This window comes from Haloechinothrix halophila YIM 93223, from assembly GCF_000504245.1.
Taxonomy (GTDB): domain Bacteria; phylum Actinomycetota; class Actinomycetes; order Mycobacteriales; family Pseudonocardiaceae; genus Haloechinothrix_A; species Haloechinothrix_A halophila.
The window spans coordinates 1,868,336-1,885,944 of the sequence record NZ_KI632509.1; the positions used below are offsets into that span (position 1 = coordinate 1,868,336).

The 17,609-nt window shown below is 68.3% G+C and carries 17 protein-coding genes; 15 read left to right on the plus strand and 2 right to left on the minus strand.

What is annotated here, in order from left to right; translation table 11 throughout:
* Nucleotides 1-48: 48 nt before the first annotated feature.
* Entirely contained in the window at nt 49-1,089 is a 1,041-nt protein-coding gene (locus AMYHA_RS08520) for an NAD-dependent epimerase/dehydratase family protein (RefSeq protein ID WP_196776868.1), read from the minus strand.
* Between the two features lie 334 nt (nt 1,090-1,423).
* On the opposite strand from AMYHA_RS08520, the gene AMYHA_RS08525 reads away from it, so the two are divergent.
* The 7 genes from AMYHA_RS08525 (at nt 1,424) to AMYHA_RS25610 (ending at nt 5,643) form a co-directional block, all read left to right on the plus strand.
* Nucleotides 1,424-2,005 carry a TetR/AcrR family transcriptional regulator gene (locus tag AMYHA_RS08525; RefSeq protein WP_034276409.1) on the plus strand — a complete coding sequence of 194 codons (582 nt, stop codon included), beginning with the start codon at nt 1,424-1,426 and terminating at the stop codon, nt 2,003-2,005.
* Nucleotides 2,006-2,359: 354 nt separating this feature from the next.
* On the plus strand, nt 2,360-2,980 hold the full coding sequence (locus AMYHA_RS08530) for a superoxide dismutase family protein (protein WP_231104667.1): 621 nt from the start codon (nt 2,360-2,362) through the stop codon (nt 2,978-2,980).
* A gap of 204 nt (nt 2,981-3,184) precedes the next feature.
* Complete coding sequence (locus AMYHA_RS08535) at nt 3,185-3,892, plus strand: hypothetical protein (protein WP_051399686.1); 708 nt, start codon at nt 3,185-3,187, stop codon at nt 3,890-3,892.
* Between the two features lie 23 nt (nt 3,893-3,915).
* On the plus strand, nt 3,916-4,473 hold the full coding sequence (locus AMYHA_RS08540) for a DUF6529 family protein (RefSeq protein WP_034269763.1): 558 nt from the start codon (nt 3,916-3,918) through the stop codon (nt 4,471-4,473).
* 28 nt (nt 4,474-4,501) lie between these two features.
* Nucleotides 4,502-4,975 carry a Rieske (2Fe-2S) protein gene (locus AMYHA_RS08545; RefSeq protein WP_034269766.1) on the plus strand — a complete coding sequence of 158 codons (474 nt, stop codon included), beginning with the start codon at nt 4,502-4,504 and terminating at the stop codon, nt 4,973-4,975.
* 156 nt (nt 4,976-5,131) lie between these two features.
* On the plus strand, nt 5,132-5,317 hold the full coding sequence (locus AMYHA_RS25605) for a hypothetical protein (protein ID WP_051399687.1): 186 nt from the start codon (nt 5,132-5,134) through the stop codon (nt 5,315-5,317).
* On the plus strand, nt 5,305-5,643 hold the full coding sequence (locus AMYHA_RS25610) for a pyridoxamine 5'-phosphate oxidase family protein (protein ID WP_269189745.1): 339 nt from the start codon (nt 5,305-5,307) through the stop codon (nt 5,641-5,643). Before AMYHA_RS25605 ends, AMYHA_RS25610 begins: the two co-directional genes overlap by 13 nt.
* A 117-nt stretch (nt 5,644-5,760) precedes the next feature.
* Here the strand turns inward: AMYHA_RS25610 and AMYHA_RS08555 are convergent, their stop codons facing one another.
* Nucleotides 5,761-6,936, minus strand: a complete 1,176-nt coding sequence (locus AMYHA_RS08555) for an ROK family transcriptional regulator (protein WP_034269769.1) — start codon at nt 6,934-6,936, stop codon at nt 5,761-5,763.
* Nucleotides 6,937-7,086: 150 nt separating this feature from the next.
* Between AMYHA_RS08555 and AMYHA_RS08560 the strand changes: the two genes are divergently transcribed.
* The 8 genes from AMYHA_RS08560 to AMYHA_RS08595 all read left to right on the plus strand — a co-directional run bounded on the left by AMYHA_RS08560 (nt 7,087) and on the right by AMYHA_RS08595 (nt 17,609).
* Nucleotides 7,087-8,628, plus strand: coding sequence for a sugar ABC transporter ATP-binding protein (locus tag AMYHA_RS08560; protein WP_231104668.1), 1,542 nt, complete (start codon nt 7,087-7,089; stop codon nt 8,626-8,628).
* Nucleotides 8,625-9,668, plus strand: coding sequence for an ABC transporter permease (locus AMYHA_RS08565; RefSeq protein WP_034269775.1), 1,044 nt, complete (start codon nt 8,625-8,627; stop codon nt 9,666-9,668). Before AMYHA_RS08560 ends, AMYHA_RS08565 begins: the two co-directional genes overlap by 4 nt.
* Before the next feature lie 46 nt (nt 9,669-9,714).
* Nucleotides 9,715-10,755, plus strand: a complete 1,041-nt coding sequence (locus AMYHA_RS08570) for a substrate-binding domain-containing protein (protein WP_034269778.1) — start codon at nt 9,715-9,717, stop codon at nt 10,753-10,755.
* A gap of 34 nt (nt 10,756-10,789) precedes the next feature.
* On the plus strand, nt 10,790-12,010 hold the full coding sequence (locus AMYHA_RS08575; RefSeq protein ID WP_084036985.1) for a Gfo/Idh/MocA family protein: 1,221 nt from the start codon (nt 10,790-10,792) through the stop codon (nt 12,008-12,010).
* Nucleotides 12,010-13,017: a sugar phosphate isomerase/epimerase family protein gene (locus AMYHA_RS08580; RefSeq protein WP_034269781.1), complete on the plus strand. Its 1,008-nt coding sequence runs from the start codon at nt 12,010-12,012 to the stop codon at nt 13,015-13,017. Before AMYHA_RS08575 ends, AMYHA_RS08580 begins: the two co-directional genes overlap by 1 nt.
* An 18-nt stretch (nt 13,018-13,035) precedes the next feature.
* Nucleotides 13,036-13,995: a sugar phosphate isomerase/epimerase family protein gene (locus tag AMYHA_RS08585; protein ID WP_034269784.1), complete on the plus strand. Its 960-nt coding sequence runs from the start codon at nt 13,036-13,038 to the stop codon at nt 13,993-13,995.
* Between the two features lie 180 nt (nt 13,996-14,175).
* Nucleotides 14,176-16,296, plus strand: a complete 2,121-nt coding sequence (locus tag AMYHA_RS08590) for a PQQ-dependent sugar dehydrogenase (protein ID WP_034269789.1) — start codon at nt 14,176-14,178, stop codon at nt 16,294-16,296.
* A gap of 152 nt (nt 16,297-16,448) precedes the next feature.
* Entirely contained in the window at nt 16,449-17,609 is a 1,161-nt protein-coding gene (locus AMYHA_RS08595; protein WP_034269792.1) for an inositol-3-phosphate synthase, read from the plus strand.

Genomic DNA, 17,609 nt, shown 5'->3' on the forward strand with positions numbered 1-17,609 from the left:
GGTCGCGGTGTTGGTAGGCCGCCGCTGTCGATGGGCGGCCGATTCGCGTCAGGCCGGGTTTGCTGTGCGGGCTCGCCGGATTCGGCGCCGGTCGGCGAGCAGATCCTCGAGGGTCTGCCGGACCGGGCGGAATGTGATGCCGAGATCACGCTCGGCCGGAGAATTGTCGGCGGGTGGTGCGTCGATGAGGTAACGGACGCCGGCCTCGCCGAATTTGTTCAGGCTCGGCGGCAGCCGATCGCGGAATCTGTCGGCGAGCTTGGCCGCCCCCACGAGAAGACCGTCGGGAATGGGGTAATGCCGTACGGTGCGACCGGTGATCTGGGTGAGATGGGCCGCCAATTCACCCCCTGTGATGCGATGTCCACCGAGCACGTATCTGCGGGGCCCTCGCCCGGGTTCGAGGAGCCGGGAGTGGGCTTCAGCGAGATCGCGCACATCACCGATCGTGATGGCCGCACCACGCCCAGGGACACCGGACCGAGTGAACGTGGCGATGGCTTCACCGGATTCTCCGAACTGTTCTCCTGCGGCCGGTCCGAGCACGCTACTGGGATAGGTCACGACGACGGGTGCGCCTCGCTGCTGCAGTTCGCGCGCGTATTGCTCGATCCTGGCTTTGGAGCGTCCGTAGGCATCGCCGCCGCCGCCGGGCGGGAGATCGGCATGCAGTAACGGGCACTGCCGATGCCACAGCGCTGTCACGCTCGATACGTACACAATCGGGTCCATACCGCGGGCCACCGCTTGCCCGAGCACATTCTGTGCACCGGCCAGGTTGGCCCGGTCCATGTGCACGGCCGCTCGGGTGTCCAGCGCCACGACCGCTGCCGTGTGCACCACGGCGTCGCACCCGTCGAGCGCTTCGCGCACCCGCTCCGGATCGGTCATATCACCGCGCACCACATCTGCGCCGTCGAAGTCCATGGCCGCGGCGATCGAAGACAGCCGCGCCGGATCACGGACCAGCAGTCGCAGCCGGTGACCGCGATCGTGTACGGCTTTGGCCGTCCATGCACCGACGAAGCCGGTGGCCCCGGTTATCAGTACGCGCATATCAGCCCTCCTGTTTTGCGGTGTTGCCGACACCGGCCCTGCCGGCTTGTTAGGGGGCGCCTGCCGCGTGCGGCGAGGCCGGTGGGCTGGATCCCACGACCGGCGGCTGCATGTGCTTGTGCTCGATCTTCGTAGCCATGCTTCCTCTCATCATCGGAAGGCGGCGGCTGCGGTCGCCGGGGGTCCGAGTTGATCGCGAGTGAGTCTACAGTCACATTTGACAGGTGTCTATACGCGCGGATGGCGTCACTCCGGACGCGCGAGCTGCAGCGAACTCGCGCCCGTCGCACCGGGGATGGGGCTTGCCGACCGGCGGGAGGAATAGCGCAGTTGCGGTTTACACCTGTCAATCCTAGTGTCGATCGACATGACGGAAGTGACGGAAAGCGCCAGCGCTGGGCGGCGCGCACTGGCCGGGCGGTCGCCGGAGACGGTGGAGCGGTTGCTCGACGCCGGCCTCGAAGTGCTTCGCGAGCAGGGCTACGACCAATTGTCGATGCGAGAGGTCTGCCGGCGGGCTGGACTGACACATGCCACGGCCTACGGTTACTTTTCCGCCAAGCAGCATCTGGTCGCCGAGGTCTATCGGCGACGAGTCGAGCAGTGGTGCCGGCAGCCGGTCACCGGGCAGACACCACTGGAGCGACTGTCGGCGGTATTCGCCGAACTGGGCGCGCTGATGGCCGAGGAGCCGGAACTGAGCGTGGCCGCATCCGCCGCGGTGCTCGGCCGCGACCCCGACGTTGCGCAGATCCGCAGCTGGATCGGTGCGGCCATGACGAGGCGGCTACGGGACGCCGCCGGCCCGGCATGCAGTGAGGCGGCGCTGGACGCCCTCAATATTGCTGTCAGCGGTGCCATGATCCAAGCCGGGATGAACTACTCCACCTACGAGGAAATGACCGAGCGGCTGATCTCGGCGGCCAGGCTGCTGATCGAGCCCAATTGACGCTCGGTCCGGCACGCCCACCCGCGCTTTGTCATGCGAAGCTGCGCCGGTGCAGCTCTGGGAGGGTCACACCGCGGGCGGTGGTCGAGTTCGGGTAGCGCCGCGGCGCGGACGCTGGTCATCTAGCCGTCGAGGTCGCCGCGGCTGGGGGCGGGTCGGTTTCGACGGCATCCTGCTGGCCGTCATCTACACCAGCGCCGTGATCACTCTCGCGTTCTGACCGCTGTCCCGTCGCGCCATCGCCAGTGGGTGGCGGGGTAAGTCGCCCGGTGGTTGGACTAAGCCACGGTGGGGAACACCAGGGTCATGACACGTGTTGTTCGTAGAACTCAGCCTGCTCGTCACTGTGCTGTCGTGCTGGCTGCCGCTGCGCTCGCCGCGGCATCGTGTAGCGACGATTCGGCTCCGGCTGTGGACGAGGCGGAAAAGGTTCCTCCCGAGACGAATACGGACAGCGGCGATGTGAGTATTCACAGGGAACTGCGGTCGGTATCAGACACCGTGGAAGGTGCGCTCACCTACAATCCCGATCTGGCTCCGGTGGGTGCGCGGATGCTGGTCGAGTCCGTGAGCAAAAGCGGCAGCACGACGGTTCACTTTGAAATCGATGGGTTTCTGCCCAATCGCGGCTATGCCGCTCACGTGCACACCGACCACTGCGGCCCCACTGGGGACGGTGCTGGGCCTCATTACCAGCATATTGTGGACCCAGCGGCCACGCCGGATGATCCATCGCGCGATCCCGAGTATGCGAACCCGCACAACGAGATATGGCTGGATCTGACGACCGACGGCGACGGCAGTGGCGAGACGACGACGCAGGTTCCATTCGACTTCACCGACCCGGTCACCAACACCGTCCGGGCGCCGAACTCCGTCGTGGTCCATGAGCAGGAGACCACCCTCACCGGTTCGGGCGAGGCAGGGAAGGCCGGTGGTCGCGTGGCCTGCTTGACTGTTCCGTTCGGTAGCTAGGACGACGAGGTCCGGCGGCGCGTGGGTTCGCGCGCCGATGTGAGGTTGATTCCCTCGACCACACGAGCGCAGTAACGCGACCTTGACGCTTCACCACGCGCCGTCGCGACAGAACTGTCGTGACGGTGACGTTCGTTGTGTGTCCGCGGACAACGACCGCTGCCCTCCTTCGGCCCGACTATGGGTGCCGCAAGGAGGTTCGAGATGAAACTGCAGGGGCCACTGGTCACATTGTTCGCGGTCGCCGTGATCGCGGTGACGTTGTTCGCGGTGAACGAGTCGCAAGCGCCGGATCTCGCCGCCGAGCAGGCGGCACCATCGACGGAGGCGGCCGCGCCGCCCACAACGGAGACCGCGCCACCGAGCACGACAGCCGCGTCCGCCGCGCCGTCGACCACCACGACGCAACAGGTCGACAGCGCCTTCCCCGACGAAGCCGTCTACGTCGGACGTTCGCAGACCGGCGGAATCGCCGTCGCGGTAGCGGTCTCCGGTACGCGGGCAGCGGGCTACCTCTGTGACGGCGAGAGCGTCGAGTGGTGGCTGGAAGGCACGGTCTCCGGCGACACCGTGACGTTGCGTGGCCCGGATGGCACGCGGCTGACCGGGCAACTTTCCAACTACTCCGTGAGCGGCGAGATCACAGCTCCCGGCAAGCAGTGGCGGTACTCCACACAACTCGCCAACGAACCCGCTGGGTTGTACCAGGGCAGCGCCACCGTCGACGGCCAGCAGAACGAGATCGGCTGGATCGTGCTCCCTGACGGCAGCCAGGTCGGTGTGCGCACGGTGTCCGGCCAGCCCAGCCCGGCACCGGCGTTGTCGGTGGCCAAGGGCGGCGCACGGGTCGACGGCGCTTTCGTCGCTGCGGAACGCATCGACGGCGACAGCGACGTCCTTGGTGTCAGGTAACGCAGGAACGCAAGGAGCGAGCGATGACTCTCCAGCAACCCAACGCCTCGGCGTCGGACGCCTTCAAGATCGGCGTGCCGGTCGCGATCGGGGCCGCCGTCGCGATCGCCATCGGCGTCTACGGCCGGCTGCACGATCCCACCGGTTACTCGGTCAACATCGCCGGATTCGGCAGCCCGCTTGGCGTGAAGACGTGGCTCACCACGGTCGCGTTCGTGCTCGCGCTGGTGCAGGTCGGCTCGGCGCTGGTGATGTACGGCAAGGTCCGCGTCACCGCGCCGTCGTGGATCGGCTCGCTGCACCGCTGGTCCGGCCGCCTCGCGGTGCTCGCCGCGGTGCCGGTCGCGGTGCATTGCCTGTACGCGCTCGGCCTGCAGACCGCGACGCCGCGCGTGCTGACGCACTCGCTGCTCGGCAGCTTCTTCTTCGGCGCGTTCGTCACCAAGATGCTGCTGCTCACCCGCAGAAACCTGCCTGCGTGGGTGCTGCCGGTCGTCGGCGGCCTGGTGTTCGCCGCGTTGGTTGGGTTGTGGCTGACGTCGGCGTTGTGGGTGTTCTCGACCACCGGAATCCCGGCGTAGTCCGGGTGACATCGAAAGGGAGTTGACGATGAGCAACGAAACAGGACGTGCATCGCGTCGTGCGGTCATCGTGGGCGTGGGTGCGGGCGCGCTGGCCGCGGGCTGCACGACGTACGGGAGGTCGACGGACCCGCCGCCCCCTGCCTCGGCGGACAGCCCCGCGGCGGAGAGCCCCGCGGCCGATGCTTCGGCTTCGGCGGAGTCCGGTGGCGGTGGTGCCGCGCTGGGCAGCGTGTCGGATGTGCCGGTCGGCGGCGGGCGCGTGTTCGGGGAGCAGCAGATCGTCGTGACCCAGCCCAGTGCGGGGACGATCCGGGCGTTCTCCTCGATCTGCACGCACCAGGGCTGCACGGTGGCCAACGTCAGCGGCGGCACCATCAACTGCACCTGCCACGGCAGCAAATTCCGCGTCGCCGATGGCGCGGTGGCGGGCGGGCCCGCGCCGGAGCCGCTGCCGGAACGCGACGTCGTCGTTGACGGCGACGAGATCCGGCTGCGGTAGGGCCCGCTGGTGCGGCCCGGCGGCGGTGACGTCCGCCGCCGGGCCGCGTGGCGCCACGGTTGTGGCGGACATCGCGATCGTTGCTCGCCCACACGGGGCTAGGCTTGCACTATGGGGAGAAGTACTCGTTCAGTGAGGAATCGGGCACTGGGTGGCATGGCGGCCCTGTTTCGCGCGATCGCCATCCGTCGTCACGGCGACGCGCCAGAGCGGGTGCTGGCGGTGGCTCGAACCGTGATGCGAGCGAAGAAGTACTGCGTGTTGGTCACTGACGGGATGCCGGACCTGATGCGCGAGTCGTCCAGCCGTTCCGTCCTGACGAGAATTTCGTGGTCCACATAGGAACTTCGCCGACATCTCGTAAGGCCATGCAGATCGCCGCGACTGGTCGGGCCGTGCTCGTGTATGAGCGCGATCGGGACGGTGCCTGCGTCGTCGCGCGGTGTAGCGCGCGGCTACTCGACGACGTCGAAACCCGCCGCCGCTACTTCATGCCGATGTGGCGGGCGTTCTGGCCGGCTGGCCCTGACGACGCGGAGTTCGTCGTCGTCCGGTGTGAACCGGACACGCTCGAAGTGTGGGACGCGCGCCGGGCAGTCACTCCGCAACCCTTCGGGCTGCGTTCGGCCCGTATGGTCCGTACCGATGGGACGTGGCGCGCTGACTGACCTGGCGATCATGCGGCATTGTGGCGATACGTGTCACCGCACCGCATCAAGATCCATCCCGGTCGGCGGCACAGTGGTGCCGACGTCGATGTCCGCGTGGCAGGCCCCACCGCCGCGTCACGGCCCGAGCAGCGACTCCACCTGCCCCGCCGCGAGGGCATGGTCGATCACCATGAACGCCGCGCCGTAGACGCCCGCCTCGTCGCCGGAGTGCGACGGCACGATCCGCAGGTTCTGTGTCGCCAGCGGCAGGGAGCGCTGGTAGACGGCTTCCCTGACCCCGGCGATGAGGTGTTCGCCCGCCAGCGACAGCGCGCCGCCTACCGCGAGCACTGACGGGTTGAACAGGCTCACCGCCGTCGCGAGCACCTCGCCGATATCGCGGCCAGCCTGCCGGATGTGCTGCAGCGCTGGTACCGAGCCGTTGCGGGCAAGCGTGACGACGTCGGCGCTGCTCGCCGCGGGCACGCCAGCCTCGGTCAGCTTCGCCGCGATCGCCGCTCCGCTGGCCACGGCCTCGAGGCATCCGACGTTGCCGCAGCGGCAGACGACCTCGGTGTCGTGCGGTACGCGGACGTGGCCCATGTCGCCCGCCGCGCCCTGCGAACCCCGGTGCAACTGGCCGTAGCTGATCAGCCCGCTGCCGATACCGGTCGCGACCTTCACGAAGATCATGTGCGCGTACTCCGACCAGTGGCTGCGGTACTCGCCGAGCGCCATGATGTTGACGTCGTTGTCCACCAGCGTCACCGCGCCCAGTTCGCCGCCCACGAAGGCTGGCACGTCGAAGCCGTCCCAGCCTGGCATGATCGGCGGGTTCGTCGGCTTGCCTGACAGGTGCTCGACCGGCCCTGGCAGCCCGATGCCGACGCCGAGCAGGTCGCGCTGGCTTCGTCCGGCCTGGGTGAGCAGCGCGCGCCCGCGTTCGCAGACCTCGCGGAGCACCACCTCTGGGCCATCGGCGATGTCGAGCACCTTGTCCTGCTCCACCAGCACTTCGCCCGCGAGGTCGGTCACCGCGAGCTTGGCGTGCGTCGCGCCGATGTCGGCCGCGAGCACCACCCTGGCCGCCGGGTTGAACGCGAACATCGTCGGCGGCCGTCCGCCCGTCGAGTTCGCCTTATCGCTGAACTTGAGCAGTCCCGAGCTGAGCAGGGTGTCGATGCGCTCGGCGACGGTTGAGCGTGCCAGGCCGGTCTCGGCGGACAGCTCGGCGCGAGTGCGTGGCCGCCCGTCGCGCAGGAGCTGAAACAACACCGCCGTGCCCGCCGGTGACAGCTCGCCCCGAGTCATGTAATCGCCTTCCTTCCCCTCAGCACCAGGATCTGCCGTTTCAACACTAGAACATCCTCGTCTTTTCTCGAGCATCCTACGGCCATTTGGACGTCTTTCGATGAACTTCTGCTTGACTCTCATACAAAAGTCCGCCTATGGTTCCCCACCATGGGTTCGAGGGAGAGTCAGATCACAGCGCCAGCAGGGCAGGAGCCGCTGCTGCGGATGAGCGGCATCGTCAAGCACTTCCCCGGCGTGAAGGCGCTCGACGGCATCGACCTCGAAGTGCGGGCGGGCGACGTCCACTGCCTGCTCGGCCAGAACGGCGCGGGTAAGTCCACGTTGATCAAGGTCCTGGCTGGCGCGCACCAACCGAACGGCGGCACGATCAGCTGGCAGGGCGACGAGATCCGCATCGTGAACCCGCAGGACGCCCTCGATCACGGCATCGCGACGATCTACCAGGAGCTCGACCTGGTCGACGGCCTGACCGTCGCGGAGAACATCCACCTCGGGCACGAGCGCGCGCGATGGGGAGTCGTCGCGCGGGCCGAGGCGAACCGCGCGGCCGCCGAGCTGTTGCGTCGCCTCGGCCACCCCGAGGTGGCGCCCGACATCGAGGTCGGACGGCTGTCCTCGGCCGGCAAGCAGATCGTGAGCATGGCCCGCGCGCTCTCGTACGACGCGAAACTGATCGTGATGGACGAGCCGTCCGCCGTGCTTGACCAGGAAGAGGTCACGCGGCTGTTCGGTGTGATCCGCGAGCTTGCGGCGCAGGGCGTCGCGATCGTCTACATCTCGCACCGGCTCGAGGAGATCCGCGAGATCGGCGACCGCGTCACCGTGCTCAAGGACGGGCGCACCGCCGCGACCGGACTCGCGGCGGCCGAGACACCGACCTCGGAGATCATCCGGCTGATGACCGGCAGGTCCATCGAGTACGTCTTTCCCGACCGGCCGGAGCGCCAGCAGGTGGGCGACCCAGTGCTCGAGGTGTCCGGGCTGGGCCGCGCGGGGGAGTTCGGCGGTGTCTCGTTCACGGTGGCCGCCGGTGAGGTCGTCGGTCTCGCCGGGCTGGTCGGCTCCGGTCGCTCCGAGATCCTGGAGACGATCTACGGCGCGCGCAAGGCCAAGGCCGGCACCGTGACCGTCGCCGGACGTCGGTTGCGCGCGGGCAGCGTTGGCGCCGCGGTGTCCGCTGGTGTGGGGCTCTGCCCGGAGGAACGCAAGAGCCAGGCGCTAGTGCTGCACGAGTCGGTAGCACGCAACATCACGCTCGCCAGCCTCGGCCGGTTCGCCCGAGGTGGCTTCGTCAACCGGGGCGACGAGCGGCGCGCCGCTGACGAGCAGGTCCGCGCGCTCGACGTTCGCCCCGCTGATGTGCGGCGGCACGTGCGCACGCTTTCCGGTGGCAACCAGCAGAAGGTCGTGCTCGCCAGGTGGCTGCTGCGCGAGTGCCGGGTGCTGTTGCTCGACGAACCGACACGCGGCGTCGACGTCGGTGCGCGATCGGAGATCTACGCGCTGGTCAGGGAGCTCGCGGCGAGCGGGATCGCGGTCGTCGTGGTCTCCAGCGAGATCGAGGAGGTGATCGGGCTGTCCGACCGGGTCCTTGTGATCTCCGACGGCGCCCTTGTGCACGACAGTCCCGCCGAGGAGATCAACGAGCACCAGGTGCTCGACATGGTGATGGAAGGAGAGGCGGCATGAGTGTTGCTTCTGAGGAGAGAGCCGGCACCGGCGGCGCGGACGTGCCCAGCCGGGAGAGTCCGCTGCGCAGCGTCACCGCCCTGTTCTCCGGCCCTGCCGGGCGCAACCTCGGCCTGGTGATCGCGCTGGCGCTGCTCTGCATCGTCGGCATGATCACCGCTGGTGACCGGTTCGTCTCCTTCGACAACATGATGACGATCCTGCGGCTCGCGTCGGTGATCGGTGTGGTCAGCGTCGGCATGACGTTCGTGATCACCGGTGGCGGCATCGACCTGTCTGTCGGCGCGATCGTGGCGCTGTCCTCGGTGTGGGCGTCGACCATCGCCACGCAGACGCTCGCGGAGAACACCCACTGGATCGTCATGGTCTCCACGGCGTTGCTGGTCGGCGCTGTCTGCGGACTCGTCAACGGGTTGCTCATCGCCTACGGCAGGATGGCGGCCTTCATCGTCACGCTGGCGATGCTCGCCGGGGCGCGCGGTCTCGCCGAGATCATCGCGCAGAAGCGCACCCAAGTCGTCACGATCAGCGAGTTCATCGATGTTGTCGGCGGCAGAGTCCTCGGCATCCCGGTGCTGGTGCTGATCTTCGCGATCGTCGCGGTCGCGGGCTGGATCCTGCTCAACCGGACCACGTTCGGCCGCAGGACCCTCGCGGTCGGCGGCAACCCGGAGGCGGCCCGGCTGGCCGGTATCAACGTCAAGCGTCACACGACGCTGCTGTACGTCCTCGTCGGTGTCGCATGTGGACTCGCGGCGGTGATGCTGCTGGCGCGCACCACTGCGGGGACGTCGACGCACGGCATGCTCATGGAACTGGATGCCATCGCGGCCGTCGTCATCGGCGGGACGTTGCTCTCCGGTGGTCGCGGCACCATCGTCGGGACCGTCTTCGGCGTGCTGATCTTCACCACGCTCACCAACGTCTTCACGCTCAACAACCTCGACACGTCCACCCAGGCCGTCGCGAAGGGCGTGATCATCGTCGTCGCCGTGCTGTTGCAACAGCGCGTCGCGGCCCGCAACGGCTCCCCGCCCTAGCCACGGCCCGCAACCCCACCCAACCCCCACATCCGAGGAGAGAACCATGTCGCAACGCAGCAGACTCCTGCGCACGACGGGCGCCGTCGCGGCGGTGGCCCTGCTCGCCACCGCCTGCACCGGCAACGACCCGGCGAGCCAGCAGACCAACACCGAGCCGAGGGCGGTCAGCTCGAACGACGACCCCGGCAAGGAAGTCACTATCGGCTTCTCCGGCCCTGAGGCCGATCACGGCTGGCTGGCGGCGATCAACTCGACCGCCGTCGCCGAGGGCGAGAAGTATGAGGACGTCGACCTCCGCGTCGCCGAGGGCACCAACGACCCGAGCATGCAGATCAGCCACATCGAGACGTTCATCAACGAGGGCGTCGACGCGATCGTGCTGCTGCCCACCGACGGCGCCGCGCTGACGAAGGTCGCCACGCAGGCGATGGACGCCGGTATCCCGGTCGTCAACGTCGACCGCGAGTTCTCCAGCGAGTTCGCCGCCCGCACCACGATCCTCGGCGACAACTACGGCATGGGCGTCTCGGCTGGCACCTACGCCTGCGAACTGGTCGAGGAGAACGACCTCGGCGGCGACGCGGTGATCGCCGAGATCGCTGGCCTCGACTCGCTGCCGCTGACCCAGGACCGCTCGGACGGCTTCTCCGACGCACTCAAGGAGTGCGACCAGAACGTCGACCACCGGGTCGCCGCGGAGTTCACTGTGCAGTCCGGCGAGAAGGTGGCGTCGAACCTGCTGCAGGCGGTGCCGGAAATCGACATCATCTGGAACCACGACGACGACCAGGGTGTCGGTGTCAAGGCCGCGTTCGACAACGCCAACCGCGACGAGTTCTTCTTCATCGGCGGCGCGGGCTCGGCCAACGCGATGCGCTGGATCCAGGAAGGCGAGATGGAAGCAACCGTGCTCTACCCGCCGACGCAGGCCGCGGACGGCATCCGGCTCGCCCGGCTGCTCGCCCAGGACAAGGGCATGTCCGACCTGGTGCAGGTCGAGGTGCCGCGCCGGATCGTGCTGAACGCGCCGGTCGTGACCAAGGAGAACGTCGAGGAGTACCTCCCGCTTGGGTTCGAGTCCTGACGCACCGCACCAACGAACCGCCCAGGGAGGGCTGATGACGCACGCGGACAGAGCGCCGATCGGGATCGGCATGATCGGATACGCCTTCATGGGGATGGCGCATTCCCAGGGATGGCGCAACGCCAAGAGTTTCTTCGACCCGAAGCTCGAACCACGGCTGGTGGCGCTCGGCGGGCGCGATCGCACCGCGGCCGAGGAGATGGCACGCCGGTTCGACTGGCAGCAGGTGGAGACCGACTGGCGCGCGCTGATCGCCAGGGATGACGTCGGCCTCGTCGACATCTGCACTCCAGGCGACACCCACGCCGAGATCGCCATCGCCGCGCTCGCGGCGGGAAAGCACGTGCTGTGCGAGAAGCCGCTGGCCAACTCGGTCGCCGAAGCCGAGCGGATGACCGAGGCCGCCGAGCGAGCGCGGGCAGACGGTGTCAAAGCGATGGTCGGCTTCACCTACCGGCGGGTGCCAGCATTGGCGCTGGCGCGGCGGCTGGTGCTCGGTGGCCGCATCGGCAGGCTGCGGCACGTCAGGGCGCAGTACCTGCAGGACTGGCTCACCGACCCGGACGCGCCGTACTCCTGGCGGCTCGACGCCAACCGGGCCGGTTCCGGCGCGCTGGGTGACATCGGCGCCCACGTGATCGACCTGACCCAGTTCCTCACCGGTGAGCACATCACCGGGGTCAGCGCCACGATGGATACCTTCGTCCCCGAGCGCCCGCTGCCGGGCGGCGATGGCACGGGCCAGGTCACCGTGGACGACGCCGCGGTGTTCCTCGGCCGCTTCAGCGGCGGCGCGATGGCCACCTTCGAGGCCACTCGCTACGCCACCGGACGCAAGAACGCCATCCGCATCGAGCTGAACGGGACAGAGGGCAGCCTGGCGTTTGACTTCGAGGACATGAACACGCTGCGGTTCTTCGACTCGTCGGTGCCGACCGAGACGCAGGGCTTCACCCGCATCCTCGTCACCGAGCCGACACACCCGTACCTGGGCGCGTGGTGGCCGCCCGGCCACTTGCTCGGCTACGAGCACGGTTTCTCCCACCAGGCCGCCGACCTGCTCACCGCCATCGCCGACGGCACCGACCCCGAGCCCTCGTTCGCGGACGGGCTGCGGGTGCAGCGTGTGGTCGCCGCGGTGCAGGCCAGCGCGGCGACCGACAGCCAGTGGGTGCCGGTCGATGGCACTGGCAGTGGCGACACCGGCAGCACGGGCACGACGGATAGCGCGGGCACAGCGAGGGAGGTTGCGTGATGGGCCGACACGTCACCCTGTTCACCGGGCAGTGGGCGGACCTGCCGTTCGAGGAGGTCGCCCGGCTGGCGTCGGAGTGGGGTTACGACGGGCTGGAGATCGCGTGCTGGGGTGATCACCTCGACGTCTGGCGCGCGGTCGAGGACGACTCCTACCTCCAGTCGCGTGTGGACATCCTGGACAAGTACGGCCTTGGTGTCTGGGCGATTTCCAACCACCTCAAGGGCCAGGCGGTCTGCGACGATCCGATCGACGCACGGCATCGGGCCATCCTGCCGGACCGGATCTGGGGCGACGGCGAACCGGAGGGTGTGCGCCGCCGCGCCGCCGAAGAGATGAAGCACACCGCACGGGTCGCCGCGAAGCTCGGCGTGAACACGGTCGTCGGCTTCACCGGCTCGGCGATCTGGAAGTACGTTGCGATGTTCCCGCCGGTGCCCGCCGAACTGGTCGAGGCTGGCTACCAGGACTTCGCCGATCGGTGGAACCCGATCATGGACGTCTTCGATGCCGAGGGCGTGCGGTTCGCGCTCGAGGTGCACCCCTCGGAGATCGCCTATGACTACTGGTCCACCGTGCGCACCCTCGACGCGATCGGCCGCAGGGAGTCCTTCGGGCTGAACTGGGACCCGAGCCACATGGTGTGGCAGGACATCGACCCAGCCGGGTTCCTCGTCGACTTCGCCGACCGGATCTACCACGTCGACTGCAAGGACACGAAACGCAACACCGGCAACGGCCGCAACGGAAGGCTCGGTTCCCACCTGCCGTGGGGGGATCCCCGGCGTGGCTGGGACTTCGTGTCCACGGGGCGGGGCGATGTGCCGTGGGAGGCGTGCTTCCGCGTGCTCAACGCCATCGGCTATGAGGGTCCGATCTCGATCGAATGGGAGGACGCGGGTATGGACCGCCTGCGAGGCGCTCCCGAATCACTGCGCTACGTGCGCGAGCAGTTGTTCGACCCACCTGACGCCGCGTTCGATGCGGCTTTTAGTACTCCGCAATAGAACGAAGGAGTAGGAATCATGTGTTATGGATTCGACGGTGAGGGCGCGATACGTCGTTCCCTCGGAGAAAAGGGGCTCGACCGGCGAAGCGCGCTGCGAACGGCGCTGAGTGGCGCGGTCGGTGCTGGCCTGCTCGCCGCCGGTGTCGGGGCGCCCGCGGCGAACGCCACCGTCAAGAGCACCGGACTGCACCGGGTGCCGCCAGGGCTGATCAGCATCCAGCTGTGGACGATGCGCTCCGCGCTGTGGGGCGAGCCCGGCTTCGATGAGACGTTGCGAACGATCGCCGACATCGGCTACCCCAAGGTGGAGCAGGCGCTCGGCTACTTCGGCCGCACCGCGAGCGAGCTCCGCGACTTCTACGACAGCATCGGCATCTCGGCGACGTCCAGCCACGATGGTATCGCCGACTCCGAGCAGGCGCTGCACACCAAGATCGACAACGCGCTCACGCTGGGCCAGTCGTACATGGTGGTGCCGTACCTGAACTCGTCGGACAAAGCCGACTGGCAGCGGTGGGCCGAGCGGATGAACCATGAGGCCGAGGTGGCCCGTTCAGCGGGGCTGCGCTACGGCTACCACAACCACGCCCACGAGTTCACCATCGACCTCGGTGGCGGCGTGACGCCATGGCAGGTGCTGACGTCCGAACTGGACCCGAAGCTCGTACACCTCGAGATCGACATCTACTGGGCGGTGCGCGGGGGCATCGAAAGCGGCGACGGGGCGAGCGACCCCGAGGGCTTCACCATCGACGTGATGCGGTCCGCGCCACAACGGGTGCTGCAGTACCACGTCAAGGACCGTCACGCCCATGACGGCGACATGGCCGACCTTGGCACCGGCCACATCGACTTCGGTCGCATCTTCCGCGCCCACTCGGCGCTGGAGTACATCGTCGAGAACGACACTCCTGACGTGAGTCCGGAGCAGACCGCCGACGTCGGCTACTCCTACCTGCGCAAGCTGCGCTTCTAGTTCCCACCCGGCCCGTGCGAATGGCGCCAGCGCGGGTTCCGGCAACCACTACAGCACCGAATCGCGACCGGCGACGAGTTCGCCGGTGGGGCCAGTGCGCCCATTTTCGGGCTGGCCCTGCGTATCTCGTCCGTACCTATGGCGACATAGGCACGGGGTCCCCACCGAGGAGAGGTTGTCATGCGAAGAATCCCCGTCGTGGCGGTTACGGCCGCCATGGTGACGGCGTTAGTGACCGGGTCCGCGACATCCATGGCCCACGAGGGCCACGAACCGCCGGCGGACTCGCTGTTCCAGAAGGTCGTCCTCGACGACACCCCCGGCGAGCCGATGGATCTCGCCGTGCTGCCGGACGGCAGAGTGCTGCACACGACGAGGCCGGGCGAGGTGCGGCTGCACAACCCGGACACCGGCCGCAACATCGTCGCTGCCGAGGTCGACGTCTACGAGCACGACGAGGAAGGCCTGCAGAGCATCGCCATCGACCCCGGCTTCAACGGCACCACGAACCGCTGGGTCTACTTGTACTACTCGCCGCCGATGGACACCCCGGTGGACGATCCGTCCACACCGGACACCAACGAGGGCGACGCGCCCGGATTCGGTACGCCGGAGGAGTTCGCCGCGTTCGAGGGCGCGATCCGGCTGTCGCGGTTCCAGCTCAACGGCGACACGCTCGATCTGTCGAGTGAGCAGCAGATCATCGACGTTCCGGTGGACAGGGGCATCTGCTGTCACGTCGGCGGTGACATCGCCTTCGACAGCGATGGCAACCTGTACCTGGCGACCGGCGACGACACCAACCCGTTCGCATCGGACGGCTACACGCCGATCGATGAGCGGGACGAGCGCAACCCCGCCTACGACGCGCAGCGCAGCTCGGCCAACACCAACGACCTGCGCGGCAAGGTGCTGCGAATCAAGGTCGGCGCTGGGGGCCAGTACAGCGTCCCTGAGGGCAACCTGTTCGAGCCGGGCACGGCGAAGGCCCGCCCGGAGATCTACCTGATGGGACTGCGGAACCCGTTCCGCATTGACGTCGACCCGCAGACCGACGCGCTCTACGTCGCCGACTACTCGCCGGACGCCGGTAGCGCCGACCCGGACCGTGGCCCGGCAGGGCAGGGCAAGTGGTTCGCCGCGACCGATGCGGGCAACTACGGCTGGCCGTACTGCGCGACCGCCGAGATGCCCTATGTGGACTACGACTTCGCGACCGGCGAGTCCGGCGAGGCATTCGACTGCGCCGCGCCGGTGAATGAGTCGCCGCACAACACCGGGCTGACGGAACTGCCTCCTGTCGAGCAGCCGCAGGTTTGGTACGGCTACGGCCAGTCAAGCGAGTTCCCCGAGCTGGGCACCGGCGGCATCGGCCCGATGGCCGGTCCCGCGTACGACTTCGACCACAGGAACCGTCGTGGCCGCGCGCCGGTCGGCTGGCCGAAGCACTACGACGGGATGCCGCTGTTCTTCGAGTGGACCCGCGACTACATCAAGGGATTCCACCTCGACGACTCCGGTGCGGTGACCGGCATCGAGGACGTCGTGCCGTCCATCCCGCTGTCCGCCCCGATGGCCATGGAGTTCGGCCCGAACGGTGCGCTCTACATGCTGGAGTACGGCAAGGGCTTCTTCGCTGAACTGCCCGGGGCGGCACTGTCGCGGATCGACTACATCGGCCCGAACGGCAACCACGTCCCGCACGCGCAGGCCACGGCCAGCGTCGACAACGGGCAGGCGCCGCTGACGGTGTCGTTCTCCAGCGACGGCACTGAGGATGCCGATGGCGACCGGCTGCGCTACGCCTGGGACTTCGACTCCGACGGCGAAGTCGACTCGCGGGAGCAGAACCCGACGCACACCTACACCGAGAACGGCGTCTACACCGCCACGCTGCAGGTGACCGACGTCGGCGGCAGGCACCGGGGTAAGAGCGGTGTCGACGAGGTGGAGATCGTCGTCGGCAACCAGGCGCCGGTGGTCGAGTTCGTCACGCCGGTCGACGGGCAGGAGTTCTCCTTCGGCGACGTCGTCGAGTATGAGGTCTCGGTGACCGACGACCAGCCGGTGGACTGCTCGCAGGTCGAGGTGACCTACATCCTCGGTCACGACGATCACGGGCACCCGCAGACCACGGCGTTCGGTTGCTCGGGGTCGATCCAGACCAGCGAGCCGGAAGGACACGACCCGGAACACGATGAGTTGCACGGCGTGTTCAACGCGAGCTACACCGACCCGGGCGCCGACGGACTGCCGTCGCTGTCCGGCAGCGACGAGGTCGTACTCGAACCGTCTGAGTGAGCCCTGACGGGGCCTCGGGTGCGCCGCGCCCGAGGCCCCGATCAGCAGGTCGCGGCTAGTGGATCTTGAGGCGTTCTGGTCGCCGGGACGACCAGAACGCCTCAAGATCCACTCCGCCCGATCTCAACCACGACGCAAGGGAAGGCCGGAGGATGGCACCAAAGATCGGACTGTGGTTCATCGGCGCACGCGGGTCCGTGGCCACCACCGCCACCGTCGGCGCGCTCGCGCTGACCGCGGGGCTGACGCGGCGCACCGGCTGCGTCACCGACCTCCCCGAGGTGGCGGCTGCCGCGCCGCCGGGCGTGGCCGACCTACTCATCGGCGGCCACGACATCGTGACCGACTCGCTACCCAAGCGCGCCGAGGCGCTCGCGGACGGCGGGGTGTTCGGCATCGAACTCGCCCGGGCGGTGCACGACGGGCTCACCCAGGTGGACACCCGCATCCGGCATGGCATCGCCGCCGACGATGGCACTCAGCGTGACGCCATCGAGCGGGTCAGCCGCGACCTTGCCGGGTTCCGCGCGGCGCACGCGCTCGACCAGGTCATCGTCATCGACGTCGCTACCACGGAACCGCCCGTCGAGCTCACTCCCGAGTTGTCCGATTTGGACGCACTGGAACGGGCGCTCGCGGCGGACGAGGCGCCGCTGCCGCTCAGCTCGGTCTACGCCTACGCGGCGTTCCGAGCAGGCTGCCCGGTCGTCGCGTTCACACCGAGCCCCGGCCCCCGATTGCCCGCGCTGACCCAGCTCGCCGAGCGGGTGGGGCTGCCGTGGGCTGGCTCGGACGGCAAGACCGGCGAAACGCTGATCAAGTCGGCGCTCGCACCGATGTTCGCCACCCGTGCACTGCGGGTGCGGTCCTGGGCGTCGTACAACCTGCTCGGCGGCGGCGACGGTCGCGCGCTGGCCGATCCGGTGACGGCGTCGAGCAAGACCCAGTCGAAAGGCAAGGGGCTTACCGAGATGCTGGGCGAGCCGGTGGACGGCCCGCTACACATCGACTACGTCGAGGATCTCGGTGACTGGAAGACGGCATGGGACATGGTGTCCTTCGAAGGCTTTCTCGGCACCAAGATGTCCATGCAGTTCACCTGGCAGGGCTGCGACTCCGCGCTCGCCGCGCCGTTGGTGCTCGACCTCGCGCGGCTGGTGGCGCGTGCCCGACAGGCCGGGGAGTCCGGCCCGTTGGGCGCGCTCGGCTTTTTCTTCAAGGACCCCGCTGGGGATGGTGGGCACGATCTGGGCGGCCAGTGGCGTGCCCTTGTCGAGTGGTGTCAGCGACTCGGTGCGGGAGGTGACCGATGA

Coding starts and splice junctions, on each gene's coding strand:
- AMYHA_RS08555 (WP_034269769.1), bottom strand. CDS start 6,936: ATGACTCGGGGCGAGCTGTCACCGGCGGGCACGGCGGTGTTGTTTCAG.
- AMYHA_RS08565 (WP_034269775.1), top strand. CDS start 8,625: ATGAGTGTTGCTTCTGAGGAGAGAGCCGGCACCGGCGGCGCGGACGTG.
- AMYHA_RS08560 (WP_231104668.1), top strand. CDS start 7,087: ATGGGTTCGAGGGAGAGTCAGATCACAGCGCCAGCAGGGCAGGAGCCG.
- AMYHA_RS08540 (WP_034269763.1), top strand. CDS start 3,916: ATGACTCTCCAGCAACCCAACGCCTCGGCGTCGGACGCCTTCAAGATC.
- AMYHA_RS08525 (WP_034276409.1), top strand. CDS start 1,424: ATGACGGAAGTGACGGAAAGCGCCAGCGCTGGGCGGCGCGCACTGGCC.
- AMYHA_RS25605 (WP_051399687.1), top strand. CDS start 5,132: ATGGCGGCCCTGTTTCGCGCGATCGCCATCCGTCGTCACGGCGACGCG.
- AMYHA_RS08580 (WP_034269781.1), top strand. CDS start 12,010: ATGGGCCGACACGTCACCCTGTTCACCGGGCAGTGGGCGGACCTGCCG.
- AMYHA_RS08595 (WP_034269792.1), top strand. CDS start 16,449: ATGGCACCAAAGATCGGACTGTGGTTCATCGGCGCACGCGGGTCCGTG.
- AMYHA_RS08545 (WP_034269766.1), top strand. CDS start 4,502: ATGAGCAACGAAACAGGACGTGCATCGCGTCGTGCGGTCATCGTGGGC.
- AMYHA_RS08535 (WP_051399686.1), top strand. CDS start 3,185: ATGAAACTGCAGGGGCCACTGGTCACATTGTTCGCGGTCGCCGTGATC.
- AMYHA_RS08590 (WP_034269789.1), top strand. CDS start 14,176: ATGCGAAGAATCCCCGTCGTGGCGGTTACGGCCGCCATGGTGACGGCG.
- AMYHA_RS08575 (WP_084036985.1), top strand. CDS start 10,790: ATGACGCACGCGGACAGAGCGCCGATCGGGATCGGCATGATCGGATAC.
- AMYHA_RS08570 (WP_034269778.1), top strand. CDS start 9,715: ATGTCGCAACGCAGCAGACTCCTGCGCACGACGGGCGCCGTCGCGGCG.
- AMYHA_RS08585 (WP_034269784.1), top strand. CDS start 13,036: ATGTGTTATGGATTCGACGGTGAGGGCGCGATACGTCGTTCCCTCGGA.